Source organism: Calditrichota bacterium, from assembly GCA_016867835.1.
Classification (GTDB): domain Bacteria; phylum Electryoneota; class AABM5-125-24; order Hatepunaeales; family Hatepunaeaceae; genus VGIQ01.
On sequence record VGIQ01000060.1, the window covers coordinates 1 to 16,522 of the forward strand.

Consider the following 16,522-nt stretch of genomic DNA (forward strand, 5'->3'; position numbering starts at 1 on the left):
ATTGCCGGGGCGCAGCCAGACTCGCGCTATAGCGGTCTTGCGACGTCCGGTCTTGTTGATCTTATCGCCTTTCAAGAAATCTCCTTAACGCGCACTGGCGGCGGATGCGGGCGGAGCCGCGACATCTGACGTCTGCGGATTCTGTGCCCGGTGCGGATGCGCCGGTCCGCTGTAAATCTTCAACTTGCGGATCAACTTACGGCCGAGCGGGCCATGCGGGAGCATGCCCCATACCGCACGGCGCAGGACCCACTCAGGGCGCTGCTCCATGACGTGGCGCATCGGCAGAATGGTCGAACCGCCGGGATGGGTCGAGTGCCGGAAATAGGTCTTGTTATCGATCTTGCGACCGGTGAGGGCGATCCGCCCGGCATTGACGACCACGACGAAGTCCCCGGTATCTGCATTCGGCGTAAAGGTGGGACGGTGCTTGCCGCGCAATATGGTCGCGATCTGTGTAGCCATCCGACCAAGCCGCTGCCCATCAGCGTCGAGTAAGACCCAGCGGGGCGTCAGGTCGCCTGCCTTTGGGAAGTAAGTTCTCAAGAATACTCCAAACCAATTTGAATCTTACAATATAGAGTCAGCCGCTGCCCCTGTCAAGGCGAAGCAGGGCAACTTGGACGGCGTTGGGTATAAATCTGTAGTCTGGATCTTGCGTGCCGCGCCCAAAGACCTGTAGTTGCCCGCAACAACCTCAATATGGAGAATAACTCTTGGCAGGACAAGTCCTTTTGTCTATCTTAACAGGCTGTGTGCGAATCTGTCCGACGGGGCTGTCCATGGCCCTGACGATCCACTATCTGCTTGCGGCGAGCCTGCTTCTTGCAGCCGAGCCGCTGGCAATGCGAGACCGGCTCAAGCAGGAAATCGCAACCCTTGAGCGCAAGATTGGCGATGCTGATCGCGGGCACCGCAGCGCTGTCGAGCAGTTGCAGGACATCGAGCGGACTATGGAACTGCGCAGACGACTCGTGCAGGAACTGGAGCAGGAAGCGACTCGCGCCGAGGAGCGACTGCGACGTATCGGGCGTAAGATCACTGCTCTCGAACGAGACATCGCCCACCTTTCCGATACCCTCGTCCGGCAGGAGAGTGAAATGGTTGAATTGAGGCGGGAATTGGCCGGTCGGGTGCGAGATCTCTATTTCCGCAGACCGCGCGACCGGCTAATGCTCCTGATTTCCACCCGGCGCGCCTCTGATATGGCCCGCCGACGGAAGTATTGGGAATCAGTCGAGCGCTTCGATAGGCAACGTATAGAGGAACTGACCCGTCGGAGGGAAGAGGTCTCGCGAACACGATCCTTCCGTGCCGATGCGCGAAAAAGCCTTGAAGTCGAGCAAGCCGCACACACCGATGGGCTTAATCGTCTGAGCGCTCTCCTGCGTGAACGACGCAATGAGCAGGAGGCGCTTGCCCGGCAGAGGCGTGAGCAACAGGATCTCGTCCGCCGAATCGAGGCTGATCAGGTCGAATTGCGCAAACTGCTCGAGGAGCGTCGTCGGTCGCTCCTCGAAATCGAACGTGAAATCGCCCGTCTGCAAGAGGCTCCACGCACCGAGCCGCCTCCGGTTGGTCCCGGTGGACCATTCCGATCGTTAGCCGGAAAGTTACCCTGGCCGTCGGAGCGACGCAAGGTCATCGAACCATTTGGACCGAGCCGCCATCCCCGACTCGGGACGACGACGCTTAACCCCGGGATCGACATCGAAGGCGTTGCCGGCGAGCGCGTCCGAGCGGTTGCGCCGGGCCGGGTCACCCGCATCACATGGCTTAGGGGATTCGGAAACACGGTCATCATCGATCACGGTGAAAGCTTTTACACAGTTTATGCCCGGCTGGGCGAGATCGAAGCGGTCGAAGGCTCCCTCGTCAGCGGCGGTCAGCCAATAGGCCGGGTGGGCGATACCGGTGGCGCGACAGGTCTCCACTTCGAAGTCTGGTCGAAGCGGGAAAAGCAGAATCCGCTCGATTGGCTTGCTCGATAAACTAAAGAATACAAGCGACTTATACTTGCAGGACGCCATTCCATTCCCCGGCGCGATCGGTCACCTCTTAGTGCGGCGAAGATTCCAACGGATCATTACCGACGGTCGTCTGGCTCACGGCTACATTCTGGTGGGGCCGGACGGCATAGGTAAGATGGCATTGGCGCTTGAGTTGGCACGAGTTTTGAATTGTCGGAGAGAAGCGGCGGAGTCGTTCTTCGGAGAATGCGACTGCAAGGATTGCCACCTGATGCGGCGTTTTGAGCATCCGTGTTTGATACCGGTTATGCCTCTGCCGAGGCATGACCCCGATGTGGAGGACGCCGCGCTCGAGGCGGCGCGGAAGGTGATGATCGAATACAAGTCGCTGCTTGCCGACGATCCCTATGCCCGGCTCGACTTTCCCGCAACCGGGCGCATACTTGCAGAATTAGTGCGAGGTGTCCGGCATACGATGTCGCTGATGCAGGATACTGCCGGTGTCCGGGTTATTGTCATTTATCCTGCCGACCGGATGAACGAGACCGCTGCCAACTCGCTATTGAAGTTGCTCGAAGAGCCTCCCGACCGGAGTTTGCTGCTGCTGTTGACGGACCGACTGCGCGACCTGCCGCAGACCATTTTGTCGCGTTGTCAACAGATAACGATGACGCCGCTTGCGCCGGAAGAGATTGCCGCTGCCTTGACGACGCGATATGGGATCGATCCCGTGCGGTCCGGGCCGCTAAGCCGGCTCGCCGGTGGCAGCCTTAGGCGGGCGCGCGAACTGGCTGAAGGCGACCTCGAGGCGCGCCTTGACGACGGCCTCGAGTTCCTCCGCTCGGCGGCGATAGCGCATCCGGAGAAGTTGTTCACGGCGCTGGGTGCCTGGACAGCACTTGATACCCGCAAGGAACTCCATGACCGGCTCGAAGCGGTTTCATATTGGATTCGGGAAGCACTCATAGCCGGAACCGGAGATACTTCAGCGGGCAGTTCGGCACCTTCTGGAACCTCGACCGGGGAAGTGGCATCGCGTATGGCATTACGCTACTCATTCGATGCGCTGGCGGCACTTCTCGATGAGATCGAGCGCACCCGGCTGGCTATCGAAGCCAATGTGCCGGGCAATCTTGCACTTATGACTTTAGCGATAAAGATATCCCGGATGATGAGATAGACGCAATGGAATTTGAAACAGTCGCACCGGTTGGTATTGCCAGCCGGGTAATGGTGCAATTCAAAGGCAACCGACGCGGCTTCTATATATGCCCGCCCGGGATGACGGTTCGCCGGGGCGATCTCGTTATCGTCGAGGCGGACCGCGGTGAGGACGCCGGCGTTGTCCGGTGTGCAATGTCCTGCACCGGGAGCGTCGTCGAAGAGGCTCCAGCCGTGCTTCGCTGCGAAAATCCCGGTGATGCCGAACGTATTCGGCATCATCGTCAGGTCGAGCCGGAGTATATGAAGCGGTGCCGGATCTTTACCACCCGACGCGGCCTTCCGATGAAAGTCGCGGATGCCGAAGTCCGGTTCGACGGACAAAAGATCACCTTCTTCTTCACAGCGGAAGGTCGCATCGACTTTCGGGAACTGGTGCGCGACCTGGCAAACTCGTTCAGGGTCCGCATCGAACTGCGCCAAATCGGAGCCCGTGAAGAACGCAAACGCGTCGATGGATATGGCATCTGCGGTCAGCGTCTCTGCTGCGTATCTTTCCTTGAGAGTTTCAAGCCGGTTACCACGGGGATGGCTCGGACGCAGCACCTGTTGCTTAACCCGGCAAAATTGACCGGCGCCTGTGGGCGGCTGAAGTGCTGTCTTGCCTTTGAAGTCGATAATTACGAAGGGGTCTGTCCAGTGGGTGCGCTGCGCTTTTCCGAACTGATGACTGAGGAAATAGGTGACCTTCCAAACGAGTAGTTACTTACTGATTGAAACGGGACTTTGGTGGCAGGGTAGATCATATCCATGACCCGATACATTACGACCCCGCTCTACTACGTTAACGACGAGCCACACATCGGACATGCCTACACGACCATCCTGGCCGACGTCCTGACTCGTTATCACCGTCTCTTTGGAAACGACGCGAGGTTTCTGACCGGGGTCGACGAGCATGGGCAGAAGATCCTCGAGGCGGCGGCGAAGACAGGACTAACACCGCAGGCGCATTGCGATGCGATGGCTTCGCGTTACACCGGTATCTGGCAGGCTCTCGGAATCGAATACGACGTATTCTTCCGGACGACGCACCCTGAGCACCAGAGATTTGTGCAGGATGTGCTCTCGCGTTTGATGGTGAAAGGCGACATCTACACCGGTGAATATGCCGGTTGGTATTGCACCCCCGATGAGCGTTTCTGGACTGAGAAAGACCTCGTCGACGGCAACTGTCCGTTATGCGGACGACCGGTCGAGCATCTGGTCGAGAAGAACTATTTTTTCCGGATGGGTGCCTATCAGAATTGGCTCATCGACTACATCGAACAGCACCCCGATTTTGTTCGTCCTGGATCGCGCCGCAATGAAGTGCTCGGTTTCCTCCGCCAGCGATTGGGCGACCTCTGCATCTCGCGGCCGGTAGAGCGACTGTCGTGGGGGATTCCCCTGCCATTCGATCCCCGGTATGTAACCTATGTCTGGTTCGACGCACTCTTCAATTACATCAGCGCAACGAGGATCCATTCGCCGCTGAAGGAGTCCGACTGGCCGGCCGACTTGCACCTAATCGGCAAGGACATCCTTACGACGCACGCCGTTTATTGGCCGATTATGCTCCACGCCGCCGGATACGAGCCGCCCCGTTCGATACTGGCACATGGTTGGTGGCTCACCGATCGCGGCAAGATGTCGAAATCGCAGGGCCGTGTTATTCGGCCGCTCGAACTGACCGAAAAGTATGGCGTCGATGCGGTGCGCTACGTCCTGATGCGGGAAATGACTCCCGGCGCCGATGCGGTCTTTGCGGAAGAACTGTTGATCGAGAGATACAACAGCGAACTTGCCAACGACCTCGGCAACCTCTATAGCCGGCTGGCTAAACTGTGGCACAAGTTCGACTGCGCGAGTCTTCAATCGGGCCAGCGATCTCACCCCTGGCCGGTCGAGTCAGATCTCGAGGAGAAGATTGCAGCGCTTCACCGGGAAGTCCGATATGAGATAGAGGAGGAGATTCGCCCTCCTGCGGCTGTAGAGAAGATTCTCAGTGTGGTGCGGGGACTCAACCGGCAGGTCGAAGTCTGGGCGCCCTGGAAGCGTGGGAACGACGATCCGGCAGGACTCGCAGCGTCGCTCGAATGGGCGCTGCGCTCCCTCGACCTGGCGGCGGGGCTTCTCGCTCCCGTGATGCCGGCCCGGATGGGGCTATTGCACGAGGCTATAGGCATCGGCCCGAAGGGTGTTTCACCCCGTGTTGACGTTACGCTCTTCCCCCGAATTGAGACCAAGCGTGAAACAACCGATGCCGCCAGGGTCGGTAAATCGGCAGCGAAGCCTGTCCAATCCGAGTCTCCACAGATTGGTATGGATGACTTTGCACGCCTTGACTTGCGCGCCGGAGTGATTGTCGAAGCGGAGTCCATCCCCGGCGCCGACAAGTTATTGAAACTACAGGTCGATCTTGGCTACGAGCGCCGCCAGATCGTCGCCGGCATCGCCAAGTCCTATGCTCCGCATGATCTTGTCGGTCGCCGGATCGTCGTTGTAGCCAACCTGAAGCCGGCATTACTGCGCGGCATCGAGTCGTCGGGCATGTTACTAGCGGCAAGCGACGGCAGCCGGCACTATCTCATTGGACCCGATGGCGACGCGCCGGTGGGTAGCAGGGTCAAATGAAGAGAGTTGGCAAGCGATTCGAGGCAGCAGAAGACCTGTGACGGTTCCGGAATACGACGAGGAACGGTACGGCTTCCTGTCTTTGGAAGGATCGGGTTAAGGTTCGGCACGGATCATCGGGGGTGCTGAAGCCTCGTTTCTGGGGCTGCTGTCCAAAAAGTTCCGCAAGGTAGTTCATTGGGACTGGGAGCCACTCCGATTAGATCACATTCGCCAAGTCATCGAGAATCCCGGCATCGGCCTTTCTCAATTAAGGCACTTGTCGATCGACCTGCCGCTGCCTGACGACTTACGCCTGATAGTTTCGTTCTGGGGACTGCGCAATATCGGCGATCCAGATGAACTGATCGGCAGGCTGAGGGACGCGCTTCGCCCCGAAGGAATGGCGGTGTTTATCGAGTCGGCCGAACGTCCGGCATTGCCGGGTCAGCAATTGAGCCTCGACATCCTCGCCATGCAACTTGAACTTCGGGCCTTGTCGGGCGCGCCGGCCCGTGCCATCCTCCCGATTCAAATAGTCGATGGGCAACTTCCCGAAGTCGAGTGGCGTCGTCAACGAATTGGGTCTTTACCGATCCCGACCTGCTGATGACAGGCGACTTTTGGTTAGCGGAAGGTGAGCGGCTGGGTCGAATGCTTGACCGGGGGCGGGAAGGCCTTGACGAAGATGCACGCAAGTCGATCCAGAGCAGATTGAAGTCGGTAATGAAGTCGGCGGTTAAACTGCCCCCGGCGACGCCGCCCTTTTCGGTAGCAACTTTGATTCGCCGGGCATCGATTGCGACTTTTGCTACTCAGACTTCCGGTTCTTCCCGGTCTCTCGCACCCGAACCTTCCGGGTATGCTGTTTAGAGATTTCAGTAGGGCGATGCTTCCGGGCAACTGTTACATGATGGGCCGGAAGGACTGCGGACTCACGAATTGATGGCTCTTCTGGTCGGAGCCCGAGGGGAAAGGATCACTCCGTCACCAGAGTCGATGGAACTGGCTCAAAGGATCACCAACGGCTATGGCTTGAAAGCCCTCACCGCGGAACGCAATCCGGGTCGCATCGCCGAACTTTTCGGCATTCCGGTCCGGACAGCCTTTGAGATCGTCGCGGCGGTTGAACTGGGTAGGCGTCTCTTTGCCGAGTCGGATCGTCGCAATCCTTTCATCCGGACGCCGGAAGACTCCTATCATCACCTGAGCGATATGGCTTCGCTGAAGAAGGAGCAATTGCGCGGTCTATACCTCAATGTGCAGAGTCGGCTTATCCACGAGGAGGTCATATCGATCGGGACTTGTCGAGGTCGCTGGTGCATCCCAGCAAAGTTTTGCTCCGGCGATGGAGTATGCAGCCCACAGCCTGATTCTTGCTCACAACCACCCATCAGGCGATTTGGTGCCGTCGGAGCATGACATTATGATTACCCGCCAAATCGCACAAGCCGGGAGGGTGATCGGCATCGAACTGCTCGACCACATTATCGTCGGTGCGAGGGGGTTCGCAAGCCTTCGGCAACAAAAGGTTGTTTGATGAACGCCTTACATTTCAAGAACATAGCGGAAAACATTATTGTCTGAATACCGACCGCAGGAAAGCATGGACGAGAGCATCGATGCGGCTTCCTCCGAATTCGCATCGGAGGCGTCCGACGACGCAGCGACAGAGCAGCCCAAGATCGATTGGAAGAGCCGGCGGATTGCACCGCACTGGTCGCTGCTTGCCGCCGCGCTGGTGCTCTTTGCCTTTCTCGTCGATGCCCTGCGCGACCACCTGAGTCCGCTTGCGATGTCGGTCGGCATACTACTATTGCTCTATCCTTCGCGCCGGATCCGGGCGATCAAGCCGCTGCTCTTTCTGGCGCTGCTGGTCAGTCTGCTTGCGATTTGGTGGCGGCTCAGTTCGCTCCTGCTGCCATTTCTGATATCCTTTCTGTTAGCCTATGCACTCTCGCCGACGGTGGAGTGGTTCGTTCGACGCGGCATGCCGCGATTATTGGTAATACTGGTCATTGCACTCGTGGTGTTGGGCTCCATGATAGGCGGGGGGATTCTGATCTTCCCGCGACTCTGGCTCGAAGTGAACCATTTGGCAGAGGTCGTTCCGGAGTGGATCGAGTATATCCGGGACTGGGGTGAGGGGGTGCTTCTGCCCTGGCTGTCGGCGTTTAACTTTCCGGTCGAATCACTCTGGGGCGAGGTGAAGCCTCGTTTGCCAGGGCTACTGCAAAACGTCCTTCGCGGCGTCGTTGACTGGAGCGGTGAAGCGCTTTCGGGGGTGCTCGACTTTGCTGCCGGGCTCTTCAATCTGATCCTGATACCGGTTGTTACGATCTACCTTCTCAATGACTTCCCGCGTCTTAGACGATGGATCTATGGCCTCTTCCCGGAGAATTTCAAGGTCGATGCTTTGGCGGCCTATCACGGACTGAATGAAGCGATGTCGGCTTACCTACGGGGGCAACTTCTGGTAAGTCTCTTCTTGGCGCTTTGGATTGGAGGAGGATTGGTCTTGATTGCGCAACTGCCGTATGGACTGATCCTCGGCGCTGCAGCGGGACTGTTCAACCTCATCCCCTATGTTGGGACAACAGCGGCCCTTATACTGACCCTGGTGGTATCGTTCTTTCAGCCCGATCCGGTAGTTACGGCGCTGACGGCGCTGGCGATCTTCGTTACCGGTCAGACGATTGAAGGGAACTTCCTGACGCCGCGACTGGTCGGCGACCGGGTTGGTCTTCATCCGATAGTTGTGATCTTCATAGTATTGCTTTTTGCGACGCTCTTCGGACTGATCGGTATGCTGGTGGCCATACCAACCGGCGCAGCAGCGCGGGTCCTCTGGGATGTTTGGGCCGCGCGACGCCGACGCATCGAATTGAACTTGAGTTGAATCACAATAGAGGGTCCCGATGGTGCGTATCTTATCATATACCTCGGGCAAATCGTCAGATTGATGTTGTAGCATTTGACTACAAGCGGATTCACAATATCGGCTTTTGCCGGGAAGCGGTTGCTCATTGTCGAAGATGAGGAGATGGCGCGCGAGGTTCTCGTGCAGGCGCTTGAGGCGATGGGATTCGACACGCTTGCGGCAGGCAACGGCCGTGAGGCGCTTGAAGTGCTCAAGAGCAATGAAGTGGATCTCATCGTGAGCGACATCTATATGCCGCTAATGAATGGACTCGACCTGCTGCGGACTTTGCGTCAGGAGGGGTCTTCGGTGCCGGTCATATTGATAACCGGCTTCGACCCGACCGATGCTTATCAAATAGCCCGCGAGCACGGCGCCAGCGGGATATTAGTCAAACCATTCAGGTTGATGCAATTAAGGGGGGCAATCGACGATGTTTTTGCAGCGCAGACGGGCGTTTGACAGTGCTGCGCAACCAGGCACCAGTCTTGTGAGGGCGGTTTGAACCCGCCCTCTTTCGTGTTTTGGGATACGATTAGATAGGAACTTCAGGTGGGAAGGGTCCCGCCTTCATAGTGCTACAGGTTGGGATCAGTCCTTGAAGGTGGGATTAGGTTCTTCCGGGCTGGCACCGAACGAAATCGACATGGGGATATAATCCGCCCGGGTGATTTCGCCTTCTTCATCGGGCGCCGGCTCGATCTCCGGCAGGGGGCCGGGATCAAATTCGGGTGGATCGGTTTCCTGAGACGAGCCGACTGTCGCGGACTCATTATGGTCTTGATGCGGTGAGTCGGATTCGTAACGGTTTTCTGGATTACGTTCAAAATCGCCTTCCAAGTGTCCACTCTGCCCTCGGCGAACATTCGCAAAACACTCCCGGCAGTAGATCGGACGTCCCGAGACCGGTTTGAAAGGCACCTGCGTCGGTCTCCCGCACGATGCGCAGGTAACTTCGGTCCATTCACGGGTGCGGGAAGAGGGATGTCGTCCAACTCCGGTGCCCCGGCCCGACCGATCGACTCCCGCTTCACCCTGATGCACTCCGGTCGACTCAGCTTCAGCGGCTTCGCGCTTGCGCCGTGCCCGGCATTCGCTGCAATGACGAGGCTCCGCAAAGCCCTTGGAGGCATAGAATTCCTGATCCTTCACCGACCAGACAAATTCCCGGCCGCAGGTGCGGCAAACCAGCGTCCTGTCCTGTGTAGTCATAGATCTACTCCTGACCGGTGATGGTTAGCCGGTCGTCCCAGTGATTGAGCCAGTTTATCCCTAAGTCCACCGAATGAGCCATTGGAAAGCAGAACGACGATGCCGTCCGGCGGGCAATCTGTCGTAACCCCCTGCTCCAGATCGTCAAGATTGGAAGCGATGAAAGCCGATGATCCCGCAGATGCAAGATCGGCAGCCAGTTGAGTCCTGTCGAGCCGGTCGTCAGGAGGCAGTTGCTCTTCCCGGTGCAAAGGTGCTACGAAGACCCGGTCGGCAATAGAGAGCGCTGCGGCTAATTCGTGTTGAAAGAACCTGCGCACCATCGTGTTGCTGCGCGGCTCGACAAGAGCCCAGAGCGGTCGCTTGGGATGCAATGACCGTAGCGTTTCGAGCGTCGCCCGGATAGCGGACGGATGATGGGCAAAGTCGTCATAGAGCGCGATGCCGTTGCCGGTAGGAATATGAGTCAGGCGCCGCTCGACACCGTTGAATAGGGCTATCGGACCGAGTGCCGACTCCGGGTCGACGCCAACTGCTTCAACCAGTGCCAGTGCCGCCGTGGCATTGAGCAGATTATGCCGTCCCGGGACGCATGTCTGTAATCTGAGTTCCCGTCCGTCGGGATGACGCAGGATGGCGCTTGAACCGGCAGCAGTCACCAACGGATCGCAGAGGCGATAATCGGCACTTTCACCGTATCCGTATGCGACAGGGGTAGCGTGTGCCGCCTCGACGACCCGGCCAAGCCGGAGGTCGTCGGAACAAAACACCAGACGGCCGGACCGGGGCAGGAGTCCGGCAAAGCGGCGAAAAGCCGACTCGAGTGCCGTAATGTCCGGGTAGATGTCGCTGTGATCGAATTCGAGTGAGGTCAGGATAGCGTGGAAGGGGCGGTAATGCAGGAACTTGGGACGCTTGTCGAACCATGCGGTATCGTATTCGTCGCCCTCGATCACGAACTCACCGCCAACGTCATATGCACAGGACCGTGGCAGGTCGAGCGAGGAGCCTCCCACCAGCCAGCCGGGATTGCGTCCCAGCGATCGCAGGATATGCGCGACCAAAGCCGTCGTTGTCGTCTTGCCGTGAGTTCCTGCGATGACCAGTGATCTTTTGCCGCGCAGGAACTCCGTGGCGACAAGGTCGGGAAGTGTGACGAGAGGCAAGTTACGGTCAAGCGCGGCTTCAAGTTCCGGATTGCCGCGCGAGAGGGCGTTGCCAACTACGACAATGCCGTCAGGCGGAAGATTGCCCGGTGAGTATCCTTCGCGGGTAGTTAGCCCGGCTTCACGGAGGATACGGCTCATAGGGGGGTAGCAGGCTCCATCGGAGCCGGTTACCACATTGCCGCGACTGTGGAGTGCTATCGCGACCGGCGCCATCGCCGTGCCACAGATTCCGAGAAAGTGATAGTGCAACTTGCCCTGACTCAAGGCATCCCGCTCCTGACCTATCCGTCGATACTCTAAGATACTTGATATTTAACGCCTGAGTCAAGGGTTTGTCGTTTAGGGGCGTCTTTTGTCCTGGGGGGCGAAGGGACGGGGAAAGGGTGCCCGAATAGGCGGACGCTGACCGCGCGGCCGGGAGCGCGCTCTCATGACGCCAGGTTCCGTGGACGACTCGGGATCGTCCAGATCAAACCCTCCCTTGCTCTCGCGTTCCAAGTCTTCCGGTGCAACCGGCAGGATTACTTTGAAGGTCGAGCCAATCCCCGGCACTGAATCGACCTCAATGCGGCCGCCGTATTGTGAAATCATCTGTTGCGCGGTCGAAAGCCCCAACCCGGTGCCGGACGGCTCATCGCCTTGAACGCTCCCCACCGGCGGTTTTGTGGTGAAGAAGGGATCGAAGATTCGTTCGACAATCTCGGGAGGAATCCCCCGGCCGTTGTCGGCGAAGGATATCTCGATCATACTTCCGACACGACTGGTGGATACGATGAGGCGAGGCTCTACCTGGTCGTGCATTGCGTCCATGGCGTTGTTGATGATGTTTGAGAAAGTTTGCGATAGATCGCTATAGACGGCTTGCACTCGAGGCACCAGCGGGTCGAAGTGATACTCCTTGGCGACATCGCTCTTGAAGTGGAGGTTCGCCTCCAGGAACTTCAGTTCGGTCTGCAGCAACTCGTTAACATCGATGCTTCGGAGGTGCTTGTCCTGCTCGGATCGTGACTTGGCCATCATATTACGGGTGATCTCGTCGATCTTGTCGATCTGGGAGAGGACGGCGTCAAGTTCGCGCAACTCAGGCAGGCGGCTGCGCAGCATTTGGACGTAGCCTGAGATCACCATAAGCGGACTGGCGATGTTGTGAGCGATGCCGGCGGCGAGCATCCCTATGTCGGCAAGTTTGCGCTCGTCGGCCAGGAGGTTCTCCATGAACCGCTGTCGCCGTTCCATCTCCTTCAGGTTTCGCAGATCGCTGACGACGGCGAGTGCGCCGTTTGGCTTGGAGCCTTTGAAGCGGGAACGGCTTGAGATCATCACCGGCACTTCCTCGCCATCGGCTCCAATCAGCCGGGCTTCATAGCGGTTGAATCCGCGCAGCCGGCGCAGTTCGGTTTGGTTTTGAATGAGTGTCCGGTCATGCGGCGCGACGAGGTCGATCCCCATTTTACCGACCATCTGCTTTTCCTTCATCCCGAGCATTTCAGACATAGCCGGATTGACGAACTGGCACCGGCCATCTTCATCCTCTATGAAGATGCCTTCGGACATCGAGCGAATGATGCCTTCGTTGAACTCTTTGAGCGAGCGGATCGTATTGGCGGCGTGGCGCCGGGCGGTGAGGTCGCGAGCGACATTGAGAGCCATTGCCACCTGACCGCCGATAACAACGGGGCTGCTTTGGATTTCAAGAAAGAGTCGGTTTCCACGCGGCGTCCGGTATTCTATCTGGAAGGGCACCGGCTTGAATCCGTGTTGGAAGCAGGTGCGCAGTGCCCGTCGGAACCGGCGACGCGAGGTTTCGTCAAGCAATTCGGTGAAGTTGGCTTCGTTTAACTCTTCTACCCGTTGTCCGAGGAGTTCTTCGCCGCGGCGGTTCATCTCGGAGATCAGTCCGGCGGCATCGCAAGTGAAGATGATGTCGCCGGCTTCGGCGAGCAACATTCGGTAGCGAGATTCCGACTCTACGAGGTCCGAGGTACGGCGAGCAACCTCGTCTTCGAGCATCTCCGCCTGACGGGTCAGTTGTTCGGCGGCCTGTTTTTCGACTGTAATGTCCCGGATGACACCTTCGATAGCCGCCACCTCACCTAAATCGTCGCGCACTACTGTGCCATGATCGGAGAGCCAGACGACCTCCCCGTCGGCGCGGCGGAAGCGGTATTCGAGGCTGAGCTCATCGCGGTCGAGACGGCTTTTCCGGTTGAAAGAGGACCAGTGGTCGAGCAATGCGCCGCTGTCATCGGGGTGGAGCGACGAAATAAAGCCATCAGGCCCGATCTCTTCCATTTGCCGGACGGTGTAGCCGGTGATGGTCTCAACAGCCGGCGAGACGATATCGAAGCGCATCGTAGGAATGTCGATGCGGTAGATGAGATCGGGCGAGGTCTCCATCAGACGGCGCAATTTTGCTTCCGAAAGCGCCAGTTGCCGTGACCGGTCGCGAACCATTTGCTCGAGGTCGCGCGAGTAAAGGACCAGTTTCTGCTCGAGTTCCTTGAGTTGTGTGATGTCGCGAATGACGCCCTCGAAGGAAGGTGAATCGGGCATCATCCCGGGCTGGACGCTCACGGTGATCATTACCGTCAGGAGGCTGCCGTCGCGGCGACGCAGTTGGATCGGCTCGTCCTGCAGAAGGGTGCGAACTGCAAGCAGGCTCATCAGACGTTCGGCTTCGCTGGAGTTGGCTGCGAAGTCGCGGAGGAAGTGACGTCCCAGGACATCGGCTCGAGCCGGGTAGCCGAGCAGGCGCTGCCAGGCTGGGTTGACTTCCACCAACCGCCCGTCGTCGGTGGCAGCGAAGATAGCATCCCGGACGTGTTCGAAAAGGTGGCGGTAACGTTCCTGGCTTTGAAGCAACTCTCGGGTCCGCTCGGAGGCGACCATTTCGAGTTGGTCGGTGTAAGCCTTCATCACCCGGCGCAGTTCCTTTTCGGAGGAGACTTCGACGCCGACGGCAAGGGCGCCGATAACGCTGCCCAAGTGAACCGGAGCGATATTCCAGCGAATCGAGATGACTTCTCCATCGGCGGTGCGAATGTCGGTTTCGACATTCTCGATGTCCCGCCCCAATTCGAGCACTTCCTGCCGGAAGAGCGGCTCGAGGACTCGCGGAAAGTCGATGATGATTTTTTCGAGCGCACCCGGCTGGCAGGCTTCACGCTGGGAGAGGCCGGTCAGCCGGCTTGCGGTGCGGTTCCATTCGATAATCGTTCCGTGCGGATCGGTAACGAAGATCAGCACGTTGGCAGCATCGAGCATCGACATCAGCGGCCCGACGTCCGGCTGCTGCGATAGCCGCCGGTTTTGGAGCATGTCTTCGAGGTGCTCTATGCGCTGCTTGAGATGGCGATAACGACGTTGGAAATCGGAGACATCGCGAAGATAGATGACCAATCGTGGGGGATCGGAAGCAGCGACCGGCACACCGATCACTTCGAGGTCTATATCGGTCCCGTCACGTCGGGTCGTCGTTGTGGCGAAATGGAATTCCCCCGGCTGACGGGATGCCTCGTGCAACTGACGGCAGAGATCGGTTAGATGCGTCGGCGTCGCGTCGCCGCAGATCTGCAGCCGTTCCATCTCACGACGGGTCAGGTTGAAGAGGTTAGCCGCATTCTGATTGGCTTCGAGGATCACCCATTCGCTGTTGCAAATGAAGATGGCGTCGCGGCCGTTCTCGAGAAGGGTGTGGAAGTGAGTGCGATACTCCTCGGTGTGATGTTCCTGTTGGGTTAGTTGTTCTTGATGATGACTTTTGGCTGCGGCCAGTTGGTCGGCAGTCATATTGAGCAAGCGAACTTCGCGATCGCGCTCCAATGCCAACCGGATGATGCGATCGAACTCCTCAAAATCCTGGATCGGCTTGGCGAAGTAATAGAAGGCAGAGGTCCGCACGACCTCTACGGCATCCTCGAAGCGTCCTCTTCCGGAAAGGACGATCTTTGGCAGGTCGCGATGCATCTGATTGGCGCGGCGAAGCAGTTCGATGCCACCGACGCCGGGCATCTCGAGATCGGTGATCAGGAGATTGACATCGCGTTTGGCAAGGATTTTAAGCGCGCCGGAGCCGTCCGATGCGGTGGCGCAGTCGTAGCCACGGAACTGTAGGAACTCGACCAAAAAGTCGAGCAGTTCCCGGTCGTCTTCGACTACGAGGATGAGGGGTCGTCCGGAAGGCGGCGACCCACGCCGTTTGGATGATGTGCGGTTCAAGGCACTACCTGTCTTCGAGGAGTAACGAAGGCCTTGAACGGAGGCGCTGGTGGAAGTTTGAAGAAGGGGCGCAAAAAAAGCGCGCTTACGGCATAGCCGCGAGTGCGCCTTCAGAGTGGTTGCAAGTTAGAGGCTCAATTCGGGCTTGTCAAGTGGTGGAGGCTCACTTTTCGACACTTTTTAAAAATAGTTGGGTTCGCTCAAGTCTCTTCAGCACAACAGACGGTCCGAGCGCCTTCATAATGTCACCAATAGCGGGACCATGATCGCGACCGGTCAAGGCAAGCCGGACGGGAGCATAGAGCCCGCGTCCCTTGACGCCGAGCCGGGATCCAGTCTCATCGACAAGCGCGCGCCATGCAGGTGATTCTATCGGGCCTTCGACCTCGCTCACCGATTCAATCAGACCGGATATAACCTCCCCGGAGCGGGGATGCTGATTCCAGTCTTCTCGGGAAGGGAAGTCAGGGGCAAGATAGGCATTAAGACTACGGGCCACTTGCGTCACGGTTTCGGCGTCTTCGCGAGCCAGGGACATGAAGTTAGACCGGGCAGCCTCATCAAGGTCGTGCCAATCTTCGACGACTTCAGGTATATTGCCAACCAAATGGATTAGTTCCATAACCGACATTTGCCGGATATGGACTCCGTTCAACCGGGAGAGAGCCGAGACCGAATAGACGACTTCGCCCGAGCGATAGTGGCTTAGGTCGAACGAAGCGACAAGCGAATCCGTTGTCCAGCCCTCTTCACTATTAAAATTAGCCCGGCCAAGTGAAGCGAGATAACGCGACAGTGCTTGCGGCAGGAGACCTGACCGGCGCAGTTCGCCGATGGTGGCGCCACCGTGCCGTTTGGAGAGTTTGCGTCGATCTTCGTCAAGCAGAAGCGAAAGGTGGCCCCAATGTGGTAACGGCATACCTAATGCCTCGAAAATCAACCGCTGATAAGGCGTCGAAGCGAGCCATTCTTCACCGCGGATGATGTGGGTGATCCTCATCCCGGCGTCATCAACAGGCCCTGCAAGCAGCGAGGTCGCACTCCCGTCGCTGCGGACGAGTATCGGGTCGTCGAGGTCGATGGAGGGGAATGTGATCCTGCCTTTTACGAGGTCGGTCAGGGCGATCTCGCCGGAAAGAGGCGTCATCAGTCGAACGACAAAGGGGGTGCCGGAGTCGAGCAGAACGACCTGTGCGTGGTCGGTCAGGTGGCGACAG

Annotated in this window: 15 protein-coding genes; 10 read left to right on the forward strand and 5 right to left on the reverse strand. The window is 58.3% G+C overall.

Annotated elements, in window-relative coordinates; translation table 11 throughout:
- Positions 1-84 precede the first annotated feature (84 nt).
- The gene (rplM, locus tag FJY67_07415; protein MBM3329284.1) at positions 85-546 is read right to left on the reverse strand and encodes a 50S ribosomal protein L13; all 462 of its coding nucleotides are present in this window, start codon (positions 544-546) and stop codon (positions 85-87) included.
- 236 nt (positions 547-782) lie between these two features.
- Here rplM and FJY67_07420 point away from each other — a divergent pair, with 236 nt between their 5' ends.
- The 10 genes from FJY67_07420 (at position 783) to FJY67_07465 (ending at position 9,168) form a co-directional block, all read left to right on the forward strand.
- Positions 783-1,991 (forward strand): hypothetical protein, encoded by a 1,209-nt coding sequence (locus tag FJY67_07420; GenBank protein MBM3329285.1) that lies wholly within the window; start codon positions 783-785, stop codon positions 1,989-1,991.
- A complete protein-coding gene (locus FJY67_07425) occupies positions 1,909-3,150 on the forward strand; it encodes a hypothetical protein (protein MBM3329286.1) in 1,242 nt (413 codons plus the stop codon). The genes FJY67_07420 and FJY67_07425 overlap by 83 nt, the downstream gene beginning before the upstream one ends.
- A 5-nt stretch (positions 3,151-3,155) precedes the next feature.
- Positions 3,156-3,893: a stage 0 sporulation family protein gene (locus FJY67_07430; GenBank protein ID MBM3329287.1), complete on the forward strand. Its 738-nt coding sequence runs from the start codon at positions 3,156-3,158 to the stop codon at positions 3,891-3,893.
- Between the two features lie 42 nt (positions 3,894-3,935).
- Positions 3,936-5,807: a methionine--tRNA ligase gene (gene metG, locus FJY67_07435; protein MBM3329288.1), complete on the forward strand. Its 1,872-nt coding sequence runs from the start codon at positions 3,936-3,938 to the stop codon at positions 5,805-5,807.
- A gap of 259 nt (positions 5,808-6,066) precedes the next feature.
- Positions 6,067-6,396, forward strand: coding sequence for a hypothetical protein (locus tag FJY67_07440; GenBank protein ID MBM3329289.1), 330 nt, complete (start codon positions 6,067-6,069; stop codon positions 6,394-6,396).
- Positions 6,396-6,659: a hypothetical protein gene (locus tag FJY67_07445; protein ID MBM3329290.1), complete on the forward strand. Its 264-nt coding sequence runs from the start codon at positions 6,396-6,398 to the stop codon at positions 6,657-6,659. Before FJY67_07440 ends, FJY67_07445 begins: the two co-directional genes overlap by 1 nt.
- Positions 6,660-6,728: 69 nt before the next feature.
- Entirely contained in the window at positions 6,729-7,208 is a 480-nt protein-coding gene (locus tag FJY67_07450; GenBank protein ID MBM3329291.1) for a hypothetical protein, read from the forward strand.
- Complete coding sequence (locus tag FJY67_07455; protein MBM3329292.1) at positions 7,045-7,326, forward strand: hypothetical protein; 282 nt, start codon at positions 7,045-7,047, stop codon at positions 7,324-7,326. Before FJY67_07450 ends, FJY67_07455 begins: the two co-directional genes overlap by 164 nt.
- 66 nt (positions 7,327-7,392) lie before the next feature.
- A complete protein-coding gene (locus FJY67_07460) occupies positions 7,393-8,685 on the forward strand; it encodes an AI-2E family transporter (GenBank protein MBM3329293.1) in 1,293 nt (430 codons plus the stop codon).
- 75 nt (positions 8,686-8,760) lie between these two features.
- The gene (locus FJY67_07465; GenBank protein MBM3329294.1) at positions 8,761-9,168 is read left to right on the forward strand and encodes a response regulator; all 408 of its coding nucleotides are present in this window, start codon (positions 8,761-8,763) and stop codon (positions 9,166-9,168) included.
- A gap of 129 nt (positions 9,169-9,297) precedes the next feature.
- Here FJY67_07465 and FJY67_07470 read toward each other — a convergent pair whose 3' ends face one another.
- The 4 genes from FJY67_07470 to FJY67_07485 all read right to left on the reverse strand — a co-directional run.
- Entirely contained in the window at positions 9,298-9,918 is a 621-nt protein-coding gene (locus tag FJY67_07470) for a hypothetical protein (GenBank protein MBM3329295.1), read from the reverse strand.
- On the reverse strand, positions 9,915-11,351 hold the full coding sequence (locus FJY67_07475) for a UDP-N-acetylmuramate:L-alanyl-gamma-D-glutamyl-meso-diaminopimelate ligase (protein MBM3329296.1): 1,437 nt from the start codon (positions 11,349-11,351) through the stop codon (positions 9,915-9,917). The genes FJY67_07470 and FJY67_07475 overlap by 4 nt, the downstream gene beginning before the upstream one ends.
- A gap of 75 nt (positions 11,352-11,426) precedes the next feature.
- The gene (locus tag FJY67_07480; protein ID MBM3329297.1) at positions 11,427-15,305 is read right to left on the reverse strand and encodes a PAS domain S-box protein; all 3,879 of its coding nucleotides are present in this window, start codon (positions 15,303-15,305) and stop codon (positions 11,427-11,429) included.
- 163 nt (positions 15,306-15,468) lie between these two features.
- The coding region (locus FJY67_07485) for a hypothetical protein (GenBank protein MBM3329298.1) at positions 15,469-16,522 on the reverse strand (1,054 nt) is incomplete at its 5' end.

What these genes read in the sequence shown, in the direction of transcription:
- FJY67_07420 (MBM3329285.1), top strand. Translation starts at nt 783, where the DNA reads ATGGCCCTGACGATCCACTATCTGCTTGCGGCGAGCCTGCTTCTTGCA.
- FJY67_07430 (MBM3329287.1), top strand. Translation starts at nt 3,156, where the DNA reads ATGGAATTTGAAACAGTCGCACCGGTTGGTATTGCCAGCCGGGTAATG.
- FJY67_07445 (MBM3329290.1), top strand. Translation starts at nt 6,396, where the DNA reads ATGACAGGCGACTTTTGGTTAGCGGAAGGTGAGCGGCTGGGTCGAATG.
- FJY67_07455 (MBM3329292.1), top strand. Translation starts at nt 7,045, where the DNA reads ATGTGCAGAGTCGGCTTATCCACGAGGAGGTCATATCGATCGGGACTT.
- FJY67_07460 (MBM3329293.1), top strand. Translation starts at nt 7,393, where the DNA reads ATGGACGAGAGCATCGATGCGGCTTCCTCCGAATTCGCATCGGAGGCG.
- FJY67_07470 (MBM3329295.1), bottom strand. Translation starts at nt 9,918, where the DNA reads ATGACTACACAGGACAGGACGCTGGTTTGCCGCACCTGCGGCCGGGAA.